This is a genomic window from Bradyrhizobium sp. LTSP849 (assembly GCF_000938255.1).
In the GTDB taxonomy this organism is placed as follows: domain Bacteria; phylum Pseudomonadota; class Alphaproteobacteria; order Rhizobiales; family Xanthobacteraceae; genus Bradyrhizobium.
On sequence record NZ_JYMR01000031.1, the window covers coordinates 96,773 to 111,584 of the forward strand.

General features: G+C 64.8%; 12 protein-coding genes. 7 read left to right on the forward strand and 5 right to left on the reverse strand.

What is annotated here, in order from left to right; all coding sequences use genetic code 11:
* Positions 1-37: 37 nt before the first annotated feature.
* Positions 38-2,638, reverse strand: coding sequence for an ATP-dependent helicase (locus UB31_RS20470; protein WP_045012200.1), 2,601 nt, complete (start codon positions 2,636-2,638; stop codon positions 38-40).
* A gap of 240 nt (positions 2,639-2,878) precedes the next feature.
* On the opposite strand from UB31_RS20470, the gene UB31_RS40530 reads away from it, so the two are divergent.
* On the forward strand, positions 2,879-3,049 hold the full coding sequence (locus UB31_RS40530) for a DUF1328 domain-containing protein (RefSeq protein WP_045006173.1): 171 nt from the start codon (positions 2,879-2,881) through the stop codon (positions 3,047-3,049).
* A gap of 61 nt (positions 3,050-3,110) precedes the next feature.
* Here the strand turns inward: UB31_RS40530 and UB31_RS20480 are convergent, their stop codons facing one another.
* Positions 3,111-3,614 carry a thioesterase family protein gene (locus tag UB31_RS20480; protein ID WP_045006174.1) on the reverse strand — a complete coding sequence of 168 codons (504 nt, stop codon included), beginning with the start codon at positions 3,612-3,614 and terminating at the stop codon, positions 3,111-3,113.
* Positions 3,615-3,702: 88 nt separating this feature from the next.
* Here UB31_RS20480 and UB31_RS20485 point away from each other — a divergent pair, with 88 nt between their 5' ends.
* Positions 3,703-5,127, forward strand: a complete 1,425-nt coding sequence (locus UB31_RS20485) for an FAD-binding oxidoreductase (protein ID WP_045006283.1) — start codon at positions 3,703-3,705, stop codon at positions 5,125-5,127.
* A gap of 50 nt (positions 5,128-5,177) precedes the next feature.
* Positions 5,178-5,537 carry a hypothetical protein gene (locus UB31_RS20490; RefSeq protein ID WP_045006175.1) on the forward strand — a complete coding sequence of 120 codons (360 nt, stop codon included), beginning with the start codon at positions 5,178-5,180 and terminating at the stop codon, positions 5,535-5,537.
* A gap of 68 nt (positions 5,538-5,605) precedes the next feature.
* On the opposite strand, the gene UB31_RS20495 is transcribed toward UB31_RS20490, so the two are convergent.
* From UB31_RS20495 to UB31_RS20505, 3 genes are all read right to left on the reverse strand, one after another.
* Complete coding sequence (locus UB31_RS20495; RefSeq protein WP_045012201.1) at positions 5,606-7,273, reverse strand: SulP family inorganic anion transporter; 1,668 nt, start codon at positions 7,271-7,273, stop codon at positions 5,606-5,608.
* Positions 7,274-7,423: 150 nt separating this feature from the next.
* Complete coding sequence (locus UB31_RS20500) at positions 7,424-8,926, reverse strand: caspase family protein (RefSeq protein ID WP_045006177.1); 1,503 nt, start codon at positions 8,924-8,926, stop codon at positions 7,424-7,426.
* A 142-nt stretch (positions 8,927-9,068) separates the two neighbouring features.
* On the reverse strand, positions 9,069-9,989 hold the full coding sequence (locus UB31_RS20505; protein WP_045006178.1) for a LysR family transcriptional regulator: 921 nt from the start codon (positions 9,987-9,989) through the stop codon (positions 9,069-9,071).
* A 93-nt stretch (positions 9,990-10,082) separates the two neighbouring features.
* Between UB31_RS20505 and UB31_RS20510 the strand changes: the two genes are divergently transcribed.
* From UB31_RS20510 to UB31_RS20525, 4 genes are all read left to right on the forward strand, one after another.
* A complete protein-coding gene (locus tag UB31_RS20510; protein WP_045006179.1) occupies positions 10,083-10,526 on the forward strand; it encodes a DoxX family protein in 444 nt (147 codons plus the stop codon).
* A gap of 354 nt (positions 10,527-10,880) precedes the next feature.
* Positions 10,881-11,912, forward strand: coding sequence for a TRAP transporter substrate-binding protein (locus tag UB31_RS20515; protein ID WP_045006180.1), 1,032 nt, complete (start codon positions 10,881-10,883; stop codon positions 11,910-11,912).
* A gap of 52 nt (positions 11,913-11,964) precedes the next feature.
* Positions 11,965-13,818, forward strand: coding sequence for a TRAP transporter large permease (locus UB31_RS20520; protein WP_045006284.1), 1,854 nt, complete (start codon positions 11,965-11,967; stop codon positions 13,816-13,818).
* 11 nt (positions 13,819-13,829) lie between these two features.
* Positions 13,830-14,807, forward strand: a complete 978-nt coding sequence (locus UB31_RS20525; RefSeq protein ID WP_045006181.1) for an NAD(P)-dependent oxidoreductase — start codon at positions 13,830-13,832, stop codon at positions 14,805-14,807.
* The last annotated feature ends 5 nt before the right edge of the window (positions 14,808-14,812 follow it).

A 14,812-nucleotide genomic window follows, 5' to 3' on the forward strand; every position in this document is an offset into this window, starting at 1 on the left:
GTAGCAAGCGGAGTTAAGTGAGCGGGGCGCGATGCGCTCACGCCCGCTGAACAAAGCTGTCGACCACCTTCTTCTCGCCGGCTTTGTCGAAGGCGATGGTGAGCTTGTTGCCGTCGATCTTGGTGACGCGGCCGTAGCCGAATTTCTGGTGGAAGACGCGGTCGGCGAGCGAGAATTCCGAGGTCGTGCCGGTAGATTTGGCGACCAGCTCGCCCTCGATCGTCATCGGCCCGCGGCGGCGCGACGAGAAGCTGCCGAAATCGGGCGAGGACGACGCTGACGAAAACGACGAGGCCTCTTCCTCGAAGCCACTACGACCGCCGCCGCCATTGCGGCCTTGTCCATTCGCTTGGCCCCGGTTGCGGTTGGCCTGGGCACGCTGCCAGCCCGGGGTCGAATAGGTCGACCCGAACGCCTCCATGTCGTCGAAGCGCGAGGCGCCGTAGCCGCCGGTGCCGCCCCAGGCCGAGCCGCCTTTGGATTCCGTGATCTCGACATTGGCCGCCGGCAATTCGTCGAGGAAGCGCGACGGGATCGTGGTTGTCCAGGTGCCGTGGATGCGCCGGTTGGTCGCAAAATAGATTTTGGCGCGGCGCCTCGCGCGGGTCAGGCCGACATGACCAAGCCGGCGCTCTTCCTCGAGGCCCGCGCGGCCCTGTTCGTCCAGCGTGCGCTGGCTCGGGAACAGGCCTTCTTCCCAGCCGGGCAGGAACACGTTGTCGAATTCGAGCCCCTTGGCCGAATGCAGTGTCATCAGCGACACCGCGTCCTCGTTGGCCCCGCTGTCGCGGTCCATCACCAGCGAGATGTGCTCGAGGAATCCTTGCAGGTTCTCGAACTCCTCCATCGAGCGCACGAGCTCTTTCAAATTCTCCAGCCGGCCCGCCGCATCGGCCGAGCGGTCCTTCTGCCACATCTCGGTATAGCCGCTCTCGTCGAGCACGATCTGGGCCAGATCAGTGTGCGCGGTGACCTCGCGCTGGGCGCGCCAGCGGTCGAACTGGGCGACCAGGTCGCGCAAGGACCCCCGCGCCTTCGGCTTCAATTCGTCGGTGTCGACCACGGCGCGTGCCGCCTCGAACAAGGGAATGCGGCGCTTGCGGGCGTGATCATGCAGCATCTGCACGGTGGCATCGCCCAAGCCCCTCTTGGGCGTGTTGACGATGCGCTCGAAGGCGAGATCGTCGGCGGGCGAATTGATGACGCGCAGATAAGCCAGCGCGTCACGGACTTCGGCGCGCTCATAGAAGCGCGGGCCGCCGATCACGCGATAGGGCAGGCCGAGGGTGACGAAGCGGTCTTCGAACTCACGCATCTGGTAGGAGGCCCGCACGAGGATCGCGATCTCGTTGAGCTTGTCGCCCTGACGCTGGATCTGCTCGATCTCCTCGCCGATGCCACGGGCTTCCTCTTCCGAATCCCAGGAGCCGGTGACCGTGACCTTCTCGCCGTCCTGGTCCTCGGTGCGCAGCGTCTTGCCGAGCCGGCCTTCATTGTGCGCGATCAGATGCGAGGCGGTGGCCAGGATGTGGCCGGTCGAGCGGTAGTTGCGCTCGAGGCGGATGACCTTGGCGCCGGGAAAATCGTGGTCGAAGCGCAGGATGTTGTCGACCTCCGCGCCGCGCCAGCCATAGATCGACTGATCGTCGTCGCCGACGCAGCAGATATTTTTGACGTGTGGTGTCTGCTCCCTCGCCCCGCTTGCGGGGAGAGGGGGAGTCTCCACGAGCGCGGTGCTGGGAGAGTCCCCCTCACCCGCCGCACTTCGTGCGTCGGCCTCTCCCCGCAAGCGGGGAGAAGCGAAGGAAGAAGCCGACGGCGCCTGCGACAACAGCCGCAGCCACAGATATTGCGCGACGTTGGTGTCCTGATATTCGTCGACCAGGATGTATTTGAAGCGCTGCTGGTACTGCCGGAGGACATCCGGGTGCTCGCGGAAAATGCGGATGTCTTCGAGCAGCAGATCGCCGAAATCGGCCGCGTTGAGGATCTTCAGCCGCTCCTGGTAGCTCGCATAGAGCTTGCCGCCCTTGCCGTTGGCGAAGACGGCGGCTTCGCCGGCCGGCACCTGCGACGGCGTCAGGCCGCGGTTCTTCCAGCCGTCGATCAGCCCGGCCAGCATGCGCGCCGGCCAGCGCTTGTCGTCGATGTTGTCGGCTTGCAGGAGCTGCTTCAGCAGCCGCACCTGGTCGTCGACGTCGAGCACGGTGAAATTCGATTTGAGCTGCGCCAGCTCTGCATGCGTGCGCAGGATGCGGCCGCCGATCGAGTGGAAGGTGCCGAGCCACGGCATGCCCTCGACGGCCTGGCCGAGCATCTGGCCGAGCCGGTGCTTCATCTCGCGCGCGGCCTTGTTGGTGAAGGTCACCGACAGGATCTCGGCGGGGCGGGCACGGCCCTGGCTCAGGATATGGGCGATACGCGTGGTCAGCACGCGGGTCTTGCCGGTGCCGGCGCCGGCCAGCACCAGAACCGGGCCATCCAGTGTCTCCACGGCGTCGCGCTGCTCGAGATTGAGCCCGGCGAGATATTTCGGTCCCACCGAGGCGCGCGCACGCGCGGCAATGCCGCCGGCTGCCGGCTGGTGGTCGGAGACGTTCTGGGGCGTGATCTTGCTCGGCTCGGTCATGCGAATCATTGGCCCCACGATGGCACCGCGGGGTGGTGGAAGGGAGCCTTCATAACAGGGATTGTTGCCTATATGGGGGCGCGGCGAGGGGTTTTCCACGTACGCGGAAGACCGATTTGTTCCTGCTGGACGTGCGAATTTCCGGCTTCAGCGGGCAGGAACCATTGTTCCGCGTTGGAGATTGTTTGGGCAAGTGAGGCGCGCCAGCCGCGCCGATCGCAGACAGTCATTCAAACAGAGGTTCGGACCATGCTTAGCTGGGTTGTGACGTTTCTGGTTATCGCCCTGATCGCCGGCATTTTGGGCTTTGGCGGCCTCGCCGGCGCGTCGATCGAAATCGCCAAGATCATCTTCTTCGTCGCTGTGGTGCTGTTCCTGGTCTCGGCCGTGGTCGGCCTCGCCCGCGGCCGCAGGATCTAGCGCGGTCTGATTGGTGCATGATCTTACCGGAAAACCGCTTCACACTTTTCCGGATCATGCACTACCGCTTCGAGGGCATCGCCACGTTGCGGCCGATGCCCTCGGGCCGGGCCAAGGTGCTGTGGATCTTGGCGATCCCTGCGATGCGCTGCTGGATATCAGGCGGAAACGCCGCAACGCGCCGCGCCTTCATGTCCATGTGCAGCGACATGTTCTCGGAAGTGGCCGAGAGCCAGCCTTCCGTCCCGTGCCTCATTTCCTCGAACGTATGCAGCCGCTTGTCGTCGGCCTCCAGCAGCCACACCAAAATCTGCACGGGATCGCCGAGGTGGATTTCGCGCAAATAGCGGACATGGCATTCGGCGGTGAAGGTCGAGCCGTGGCGCTCCTTCTTGTAAGTGGGACCGATTCCGAGTTCGAGCCAGAACTCGTCGATGGCCCGGTCGAACATCACGTTGTAATAGGCCATGTTGAGATGGCCGTTATAATCGATCCATTGCGGTTCGATCTGCATGATCGAGCCGCGGAACGGCTCGGCTTTGGGCGCAGCGACGGTCTCCGACATGTCTCATTCCCTACCTATGCGTCCGGTCGCTTGACTTGACCGGTGAGATGTCCTTTGCCACGGTTTCTTCTCGTCGGGAGGAATGTCCGTGGGTACGACCATCACCAATAATCCGCCGAAGCCGGCGCCGAAAGCCCTCGCAAGCGCGCTGGAGCAGCTTGCCGCACGCTTCGGCAACCGCCTCATCACCTCGCAGGCCGTGCGCGAACAGCACGGCCACACCACGACATGGCTCGTCAACCAGCCGCCGGACGGCGTGGTGATGGCGCAGGACACCGCCGACATCCAGGATGTGGTGCGGATCTGCGCCAAGAATGGCGTGCCCGTCATCGCCTTCGGCACCGGCACCTCGCTTGAAGGCCAGGTCAACGCGCCCGCGGGCGGCATCTGCATCGACCTGCGCGACATGAACAAGGTGCTCGCCGTGCATGCCGAGGACCTCGACTGCGTGATCCAGCCCGGCGTGACCCGCAAGGCGCTGAACGAGCATCTGCGCGACCAGGGCCTGTTCTTCCCAATCGATCCCGGCGCGGACGCTTCGCTCGGCGGCATGGCCTCGACCCGCGCCTCCGGCACCAATGCGGTGCGCTACGGCACCATGCGCGACAGCGTGATCGCCCTGAAGGTCGTGCGCGGCGACGGCGAGATCATCACCACCGGCACGCGCGCCAAGAAATCATCCGCCGGCTACGACCTGACACATCTCTTCGTCGGTGCCGAAGGCACGCTCGGCATCATCTCGGAATTGACTATCCGCTTGCGTGGCATCCCCGAGACCATTGCGGCCGGCGCGGTGTCGTTCGAGACCGTGCACGGGGCGTGTCAGGCCGTGATCCTGGCGATCCAGACCGGCATTCCCGTCGCGCGCATCGAGCTGCTCAATGCCGCGCAGGTGAGAGCCTGCAACGCCTATTCGAAGCTGACGCTGCCGGAGACGCCGCTGCTGCTGATGGAATTCCACGGCAGCGAGATCGAGGTCGCCGAGCAGTCCAAGGCGTTCGGCGAAATCGCGAAGGAATACGGCGGCGGCGATTTCTCCTGGACCACCAAGCCAGAGGATCGCACAAAACTGTGGCAGGCGCGCCACGATGCATACTGGTCGGTGAAGGCGCTGCGGCCCGGCGACAGCATCGGCGTGGTCGCAACCGACGTCTGCGTGCCGATCTCGCGCCTGGCCGAATGCGTCGGCGAGACCGAGGAAGACCTCAAGCGGCTCAACCTGTTGTCGCCCATTGTCGGCCATGTCGGCGATGGCAATTTCCACTGTTCGCTGGTCTGTGACACCAATGATGCCGACGAGATGGCGCGCGGCGAGGAGTTCATGCATCGCCTGGTCGAACGCGCGCAGGCGATGGACGGCACCTGCACCGGCGAACACGGCGTCGGCCAGGGCAAGCAGAAATATCTCAAGGCCGAGCTCGGGCCCGAGGCGCTCGACGCGATGCGTGCGCTGAAAAAGGCACTCGATCCGCAAAACATCTTCAACCCCGGCAAGATCGTGCCGGAGGCGTAGCGCACAGCGCCGCTGCCGTTTATGCTCGTTCCGTCACCACGGAGCGGGCAATGCGGTGGTTCGCGCGCAAGACGCGACAGGACATCTGGGACGAAACGATAGAATGGCCGCTCGGCGACATCGAGGCGGCTGAGCGCATTCGCGCGATCTGTGACGCCGCGGCCGCGAGTGCGACAGGTTTTTCGCGCAACGACAAGGGCGACAGCGAGCGCTATGAACGCGCGGCGAAGGTCGCGATGGAAATCGCGATGAAGATCTCCGACGGATTGATGCGCGACGACGCGGTGCATCGCATCGTCGATCTCTGCATGAAAGCGAACGACCTCAAGACCGCGCAGATCCTGTGTCGTGCGATCCATGCCAGCTGGATCCGCGAAACGATACAGCGCGATTATCCCGCGCTGGCGTAGAGCATGATCCGGAAAAGTGTGGAGCGGTTTTTCGAAAAGATCATGCTCAAAACAACAACCTGACGCCGTTATTTCGCCAGCTTGCGCACGGCCTCGTCCACGCTGTGGAAGACGTGGTCCTTCGGCAGCACATCGAACAGCTTGAATCGCTCGAATGCGTCCTGCGCCCGCACCGATTCCAGCCGCGCCAGCGCGACGGTGACGCCCTGCTCGTTGCACGCCTTGAAGACGTCGAGCAAAATCTGCGCGGCGGTGAAGTCGATTTCGACCATGCCGCTCGCCTCCAGCACCAGCAGTTGCGGCGTGGATGTCGTGAGAACCTTGGTCACGTCGCTGCGGAAGCCGGGCGCATTGAGGAACGACAGCGGCGCCTGGAGCCCGATCACGGCGATGCCGGCGATGCGCTCGCCGGTGATGTGCGGATGGGCCGGCCACCAGATCGTGGTGCCCGGCACGCGCTCGAACTCGACGATTCTGGCGCGCGTCGTGCTCCAGATGCCGTGCAGCAGCGACAGCACGATGCCGAGGAACGCGCCTTGCTGGATCGGCAGGACGATGATCAGTGCGGCGGTCGCGATGATCAGCAGGAACTCGCTCGGGGATTGCCGATAGATCGTGACGATCTGCTTCATGCGGATGATGCGCAGCGCGACGAACAGCAAGATGCCGCCAAGTGCGGCATCCGGCACGTGCCGCAACAGTCCCGTGCCGAACGCGAGCAGTGCCAGCACAATGAGTGCCGCCGCGAGGCCTGCGAGCTGCGATTGGCCGCCGGTCTCGGCGACGATGCCCGTTCGCGGCGGGCTCGCATTGACCGGAAAAGCGCCGAACAGGCCGGCCAGCACGCTGCCGGCGCCCGCGCCGAGGAAATCACGATCGACATCGGCGGGCTTGTCGGGATCTGACGGAAACGACCGCGTGGTCGCGGCGGTCTGTACCATCACGACGATGGTGACCACGAAGGCGAGCGGCACCAGGCGCACCCATTGCTCCGGCGCGAGATCGGGCAAGGTCGGTCGCGGCAGCGTGCCCGGCACCACGCCGACGACGTTGACGCCCTTGCTCTCGAGGCCAAGCCAGATCACGGCCAGCGTTGCGGCGACAAGCCCGATCAGCGCGCCGGGAATTTTTGCGCTGATCTTCTCGGAGATGAAGACCACGGCGAGTACGCCGAAGCCGATGCAGAACGTCAGCGGATTGGTCCGGCCAAGCTCGGTTGCGAGCACCCCGATGCGATCGAGTGTCGGCCCGCTTGGCGACTCCAGTCCCAGCACGCCCGGCAATTGCGATACGATGATGTGGACGGAGATGCCGGCGAGAAAGCCGACCATGATCGGCACCGACAGGAGATTGGCGATGCCGCCGAGTCGGAAGGCGCCGCCGGCGAGCATCATCGCGCCGACCATCAGCGCCAGCGCGATCGCAAATCCCTGGTACTCGGGCGAGCCGGCGGCAGCCAGCGCTGCAAGCCCGCCGGCGAAGATCGGCGTGATCGTGGAGTCCGCGCCGCAGGACAGAAAACGGTTGCCGCCGAGCAGCGCAAAGCCGAGCGAGCCCGCCATGAACGCGAAGAAGCCGATCTGTGGCGCGAAGCCGCCGAGCCGTGCGGTCGCCATCTGCTCGGGGATGGCGATCGCCGCCAGCGTCAGTCCCGCCATCAGGTCGCCGGGCAGGGAATAGGACGCGAGCGACCGGAAGACGGGCCATGATCCTTTGGCGTGTGCGTTTTGCGGCATTGACGTGATGTCCCCGGAAGCGTGCGTCGGCCGACCAGACTACAGCATTTCCGGCCTAGAAGGTGGGAGACCGCGCAGGCGTGGCGCCATCAACAGAAATGTCCGCAAGCAAGGCTTGCGGACATCAGTGCCTATCGTGGTGCGGCAGTGTCAGTATCTGCTGCGGCCGTAGTCGCCGTGTCCCATCTCTCCGCCACCGCCGCGGCCGCCACCACCGCCCATGCCCATGCCGAGGCCAATACCGATGCCGATGCCTTGCATCACGGCGGCTGGCGGCGGGCCGCGGTCCTGCGGCGGCGCGCGCTCGACGACCGTTTCGTCAGGCGGCGGCCGGCGCTTGGGCGGCGTATCAACCACCTTGCGCTTCGGCGGCGTGTCGTCGACGCGCTTCTTGATGATCGGCGCAACCGTCGGATTGATCGGCGAGGCCGGGGTCGTGGGCGTCGAGCACGGGCAGGTCGGCGCCAGCGCGACGGCGATCGGAGCAGGGACCGCAGCAGCCGCGACCGGCAAGACATAGTTGCGGTTCTGCACGCGGAGCAGCAATTTGCGCGCGGTCGCCGCGAGGTCGCTGTTGTCCCAGTTGGCGAGATAGGCCTCGAAGGAGGCGCGGGTATTGATCGCGACCGCGCGATCCCACGCGAGCATCTGGCGCCGGCGCTCCAGGATCGAGCGTAGGCGCGGCGTGTAGGTGGCCTGCGCGTACAACTCGACATAAGCTTGATATGCAGGAACGGTGTCATCGGCGATGACGAGGTCGTAGGCAACCTTCGCGTCCTTGCCCTGCAAATCCTTGCGCCAGTCCTCGACGCTGCGGGTGGCGCTGGCGAGCGCCATCGAGCCTGCGCCCGGAGCAGGCGGCTGCTGGCCGCTGCTGTCGCCGAAGAATTTGAAGTCGGTCGTCAGCGACGAGCTCTCCCAGGGGATCTGCCGTCCGTCGGTCGATTGCGCCACCGCAATGCGGATTCGCTTGAACACTTCCTCGATCGGGACGTTCGGTTGCTTCGCAACCGTCAGCGCTGCGGTGGTGTAGGGGCTATCGACGCCGGAGCCGTCCTCGGCTTCCGCGCCGGGCGAGGTCGAATAGGAGATGAAGGTACCCTGTGCGCCGGCCTTGGTGTCGACGATCGCAAGTCCGTGGCCGGCGCCGCTCAGCGCCGGGAACGGATTGTTGCGGCAGGCATCGAGCATGAAGATGCGCGCGCGTGTCGGCAGCGCGCCGAGCGTATTGAGGAGATCGTTGAGCCGCACGCCCTGGAGTGGAATGTCGGCCTCGCGCTTGGGGTCGAGGTCGACCGGCACGAGATAGTTCTCGCCGTCGATCTGGAGGCCGTGGCCGGCATAAAACACCAGCGCGATGGTGTCGGCGCCGCTGGCGCTGACTTTGCCGGCAAAGTCAGAGATCGCCTGACGCATCTCGCTCTGCGCCAAATCGGGCGCTGCGGTGACGGTGAAGCCGGCATTGCCGAGCAGCTCCGCCATGCCCTTGGCATCGTTGGCGGCGTTGGGCAGTTCCGGCACCGTGCGATAGGCCGATTGGCCGATCACCAGCGCCAGCCGCGCTTCGGCCGCAGCGTCTGTCGGCGTCATCAATTGCGTGAGCGCTAGAAGGCTGGAGGCAAGGAATAAATTACGAAGGATTGGACGGCGCATAATGTCACCTCCATCGGCAATGCGCGAGGATGTCACCTTTTCTAGTCGTCCGCCATGACTCTGTCTGTGCGCTATCTCACGCTACGACGTGCGGCAAAATGGGGCAGGAGGTCTGCCGGAGCTGATGCGTCACGCTGTGGCGTCAGAACAGTCCGCGATCCCAGGGCGGATCCGGCGCAAAGCGCGCGGCGAGAAAATCGATGAAGGCGCGCACCTTGGCCGGCGGCCGGCGGTCGGGCAGGTAGACCGCATGCACCGCGGAGGACTGGATCTCCGGCTGGTCGAGCGGAAGCGCGACCAGCGTGCCGGCGCGCAAATCATCGGCGATGATGAAGGTCGGCTGTCGTGAAATACCAAGGCCGGCCAGCGTCGCCGCGCGCAGCGCATCGCCATTGTTGGCGCGCAAGGTACCGCTGATCTGGATGCGGATCTCGCCGTCGACGCCGAACGGCCATTCCGCAGCGCTGCCTTGCTGCGTGAGCGTGTAGCCGAGACAATTATGCGCAGCGAGGTCGGCCACGCTGCGCGGTGTGCCGTGCTTCGCTAGATATGAAGGCGCGGCGCAGACCAGCAGGCGGTTCCGCGCGAGCCGCCGCGCCACCATGCTGGAATCGCGCAACTTGCCGATGCGGATCGCAAGGTCCCAGCCCTCCTCGGCGAGGTCGACCAGGCGATCATTGAGCCCGAGCTCGATCGTGACCTCGGGATGGCGTTCCGAGAACTCTGCAATCAGTGGCGCGATCTGCCGTGTGCCGAACACCACGGGCACGTTGACCCGCAACAGCCCGCGCGGCTCGACGCGCTCGCGCGCGACCGCAGCGTCGGCGGTCTCCATGTCGGCGAGGATCCGCTCGGAGGATTCCAGATAAAGGCGACCGGCCTCGGTGATCGACAGCCGCCGTGTGGTGCGATGGAACAGTTTGATGCCGAGCCGCGCCTCCAGCGACGCCACATGCTTGGTGACCATGGTCTGCGACAGGCCCAGGGCGCGGGCCGCGCCGGAGAGGCTGCCGTTCGCCGCCACCTTGGCGAAGACTTCCAGGCTGGTCAGCCGGTCGAGCATCTATCTCACTCTAAGAGTGTGAAGTATATTTCCAGAATAGCAGATTATCATTCGAACGAGAATAGATCATGTTGCGGTGCAAAGGAGACCATCATGATCGATTCCCGTACTGCTCCCTACGCCGCGCTGGTGCTGCGCGTGACCTTGGGCGCGCTGTTTCTCGCCCATGCCAGCCTGAAACTGTTCGTCTTCACCCCGGCTGGAACTGCAAAGTTCTTCGGCAGCCTCGGCTTCCCGCCCGAACTCGCTTATCTCATCATGACGGTTGAAGTGCTGAGCGGCATCGCCCTGATCCTCGGCGTCTGGACCCGCTATGCCGCGCTCGCCGGCATTCCGATCCTGCTCGGAGCCATCTTCACGGTGCACGGCGCCGCCGGCTTCTTCTTCACCAACCCGAAGGGCGGCTGGGAATACCCCGCCTTCTGGGCAATCGCGCTGGTCGCGCAGGCGCTGCTCGGCGATGGCGCCTTCGCGCTGCTGCCCTCACGCGATGTCGAGGCGGCGAATGGACAGTTGAGCGTCGCGCATTCGCGCTGACGTCATCGTAGCATCGTTGAAACGCAAGAGCTGCGGGATATTCATCCCGCAGCTCTTGTTTTAGCTTCGTACCAAACCCATCAATCTGCGTTCAGCATTGATCCATACCTGAATTGGATCGATCTGCGTCAATCTTGCCCAGCGGACCTCTTCCCCGCGATGCGGCGTCATCGAAAACATCGGCAAACATAGACCTTCCGCCGCAGTTTCTGCCGAAGCGTCTGCCTCTCCAGCTGTCGCAGCGCCCCGGGCCGCAACCCTTGCCTGCTCTGTCGCTTTGGCCATACAGTCCGTGCAACAGGCTGTGGCAACGACCGCGGCCGAAACAAAAATGCATTGGGGAGAGACAGCACCATGACCATCGTGCCCGTCAGCCGTCGCACGTTCATCAAGTCGTCGACGGCGGTGACCGCCGGCCTCGTGCTCTCTCCCGCGATCATCGGCCGCGCCGAAGCCGCGACGCTGAAGCTGAAATGCTCCTCCTCGCTGCCGAACGATCCCAAATATGCCAACGGCCGCGTCTACTACGACAATCTGGTCAAGAACCTGAAGGCGAACGGGCTCGGCGAGCAGGTTGAGGTCGCCTTCTTCCCCGACAACCAGTTGGGCCAGGAAATCGACGTCATCAATTCGGTGAAGCTCGGCGTCATCGACCTCATGGTGTCGGGCTCGTCGATCTCGGCCAATCTGGTGCCGCTCGTCGGCACCTTCGACCTCGGCTATCTCTTCGCCAGCTTCGAGCAGCAGACCAAGGCGTTCGACGCCGGCGCCGCCAAGCCGATCGAGGATGCGCTGCTCAAGGGCGGCAACATCCGCGTCATCGCCTGGGCCTATAATTTCGGCGCGCGCAGCGTGCTGGCCAAGAAGCCGGTGAAGACGCCGGAGGATCTTACCGGCCTCAAGATCAGAACGTTGCCCAATCCCGTCATCACGGAATGCCTGCGCCTGATGGGCGCGGCCGCAACGCCGCTCGCCTTCGGCGAGATCTATACCGCGCTCCAGGCCGGCGTCCTCGACGGGCTCGAGCACGATGCGCCGACCATCCTCGCCAGCAAGTTCTTCGAGACCTCGAAGCACTATGCGATGACGCAGCACATCTTCTCGCCGCTCGCGATCTATTTCAGCGACATGACCTTCAACCGCATGGATCCGAAGCTGCGCGAAGGTTTTCTCGACGCCGCCAAGAAGGCGGCGGCCGACACCCGCGTCCACGGGCGGGCGGTCGAGAAGGAGGCGCTGGGCGCGCTTGCCGATAAGGGTGTGACAGTGATCGAATGCGATCGCGAGGCCTTCCGCAAGCGCGTCGCGCCGCAGACCGAAAACTTCATGAAGGCGCGGCCGGAATCCAAGCCCGTCATCGACATCATCCGCGCGACCCAAGCCTGAGATGGCCAGGACTGAGATAATCGAATCTGAGACGGCAAGGCCAGAGATGGCGATGACGGCCGCCGTGCCGCTCTCGGGCGGCCGCTATGGGGGCATCACCCTTCTGCTTCGCCTGAGCGACGCCATCGCGGCCATCCTGTTGGCCGCCGACCTCGTCGTGGTCTGTGCCTCCGTGCTGCTGCGCTTCCTCTTCAATGCACCGGTCGAATGGTCGGACGACGTCGCGCGCGGATTGATGGTCGGATCGGCCTTCTTCGGCGCGGCCAGTGCGCTCGCGCGCGGCGAGAATGTCGGCGTGTCCTTCTTCCGCGATCTCTTGCCGCTGCGGCTGCGCGCGCTGGTCGATGCCGCGAGCGCGCTGCTGGTGGTGCTGATCTCCGGCTACGTCGCCTATAACGCGATCAAGCTGGGCTCGCTGACGGCGGGCCAGACCACGGGCTCAGGTCTGCCGCTGGAGCTGACCTTCTACCCGATGGGCGTCGGCGCGCTGTTCATGACGGTGTTCGCGATCGATCATCTCTGCGCGCGGCCGCTTCCTGATATCGTCAGGGGCTTCATTGCGATCGCCATCGTCGCCGGCCTCTATCTCGCCTGGGATTATTTGTCGCCGTCGACGGTGCCGTCGGCGGGCACGCTGATGCTGATCGGCTTCTTCGCGACGCTGTTCGGCGGATTGCCGATCGGCTTTGCGCTGGCGCTCGCCGCGCTGGTCTTCATCTGGGTCGAGGGCGCGCTGCCCGGCGTGATCTTCGCCCAGCAGATGGCTCGCGGCATCGATAATTTCGTGCTGCTGGCGATCCCGTTCTTCATCCTTGTCGGCTACCTCATGGAAGCCAACGGCATGTCGGTGCGCCTGATCGAGCTGTTGCAACGCGGGGTCGGCCGCATGCGCGGTGGGCTCAACGTCGTGATGGTGGCCTCGATGGTGCTGTTCTCGGGCATCTCGGGCTCGAAGATGGCCGATGTCGCCGCCGTCGGCTCCGTGCTGATCCCGGCAGCGCGCCGCTCGAAGCAGAATCCGGGCAGCGCGGTGGCGTTGCTCGCGGCATCCGCGGTGATGGCGGAGACAATCCCGCCCTGCATCAACCTGATCATTCTCGGCTTCGTGGCGAATTTGTCGATCGGCGGCCTGTTCATCGCAGGGCTTCTGCCGGCGGCGCTGATGGCACTGGTCCTGATCGCGGTCTCCATCATCTTCGGCAAACGCCCGGCCACGGTCGAGGAGGTCGCGCCGGAGGTGCCGGTGTCGGGCTTGTGGAGCGGCGCGATCGCCTCGTTCGGCCTGATCTTCATGATCTTCTTCGGCTTCAAGAGCGGCTTTGCCACGGCCACCGAAATCTCCGCCTTCGCAGTGGCCTATGCGCTCGTCGTCGGAAGCCTGGTGTTCCGCGAGCTCACTTTCAAATCGGCCGCGCACAGTTTCGTCCAGGCGGCGACGCGCGCGGGTCTCGTACTGTTCATCGTCGCCGCTGCGCAATCGCTCGCCTTCACGCTGACCTTGCAGCAGGTGCCGCATGCGGTCGGCGAGATCATGCTGGGACTGTCGAAGACCAGCGGGGTCTGGATGTTCATCCTGCTCGCAATCGCCGTGCTGATCGTGATGGGGTCGGTGCTGGAAGGTGCCGCCGCGCTCATCATCTTCGGGCCGCTGCTGTTGCCGGTGGCGGTGCAACTCGGCATCGATCCCCTGCATTTCGGCGTCGTGCTTGTTATCGCGATGGGCATTGGCCTGTTCGCGCCGCCGCTCGGCCTCGGGCTCTACGGCGCCTGCCTGATCGGCAATGTGCCGATCGAGCAGACCGTGAAGCCGATCATGGGCTATCTCGGCCTGCTGCTGCTCTGTCTGCTGGTGATCGCGTTCGTGCCGTCGCTCTCGACCGCTCTGCCGCGCGCGTTCGGCTACTGAAGGAGTTTTCCGTGAAGGTCCTGCTCGCCCACACGCCGGAGATGCGGCGGAATTACTACGGCGATCGCAGCCTGAACGGATTGCGGGCGATTGCCGAGGTGAACCTGCATGAGGGCGATCAGCCGCTCGATGCCGCTGGCCTCGTCAACGCGGCGAAGGATGCCGATATCATCGTGGCCGATCGCATGACCGAAGGCCGCGGCGAGATCTTTTCGCAACTGCCGCACCTGCGCGCCTTCGTCCGCTGCGCCGTCGACATCCGCAACATCGACGTCGAAGCCGCCTCGCAAGTCGGTGTGCTCGTGACCCGCGCGGGACCCGGCTTCGTGCAGGCCGTCACCGAGCTCGCGGTCGGCTTCATGGTCGATCTGTCGCGCGGTGTGTCGCGGGCGACAGTCGACTACCACGCCGGCCGCAAGCCGGAGGCGCGGATGGGCCGCCAGCTCGGTGGCAGCAAAATCGGCATCATCGGCTATGGCAGCATCGGGCGTTATCTCGCCGAGGTCGCAAAGGTGCTGCGCATGGAAGTGCTGGTGTCCGATCCCTTCGCGACCGTCAGCGACGGCGCCATCAGGCAGGTTGAGCTCGACGAGCTTCTGTCAGCGTCGGACTATGTCGTTTGTCTTGCGGTTGCCAATGAGCAAACCGAGAAGCTGATCGGGGAGGCGGCGTTGGCGCGTATGCAGAAGCATGCCGTCTTCATCAATCTCTCGCGCGGCAATCTCGTCGACGAGGCCGCACTTGCCAGGGCGCTGCTGGAGAATCGCATCGCGGGTGCCGCAATGGATGTCGGCCGCGCACCCGATCAGATGCCGACGCCGGAGCTCGCAAAATTTTCGAACGTCATCGCCACGCCGCATGTTGGCGGCCTGACGCCGCAGGCGATCGAATACCAGTCGCTGGAAACCGTGCGGCAGGTCGACGCGATCATCAAGGGCGAGGCGCCGCTAGGCGCCGTCAACGCGGAGCGCTGGACGCGGCGGCCATGAAGGGC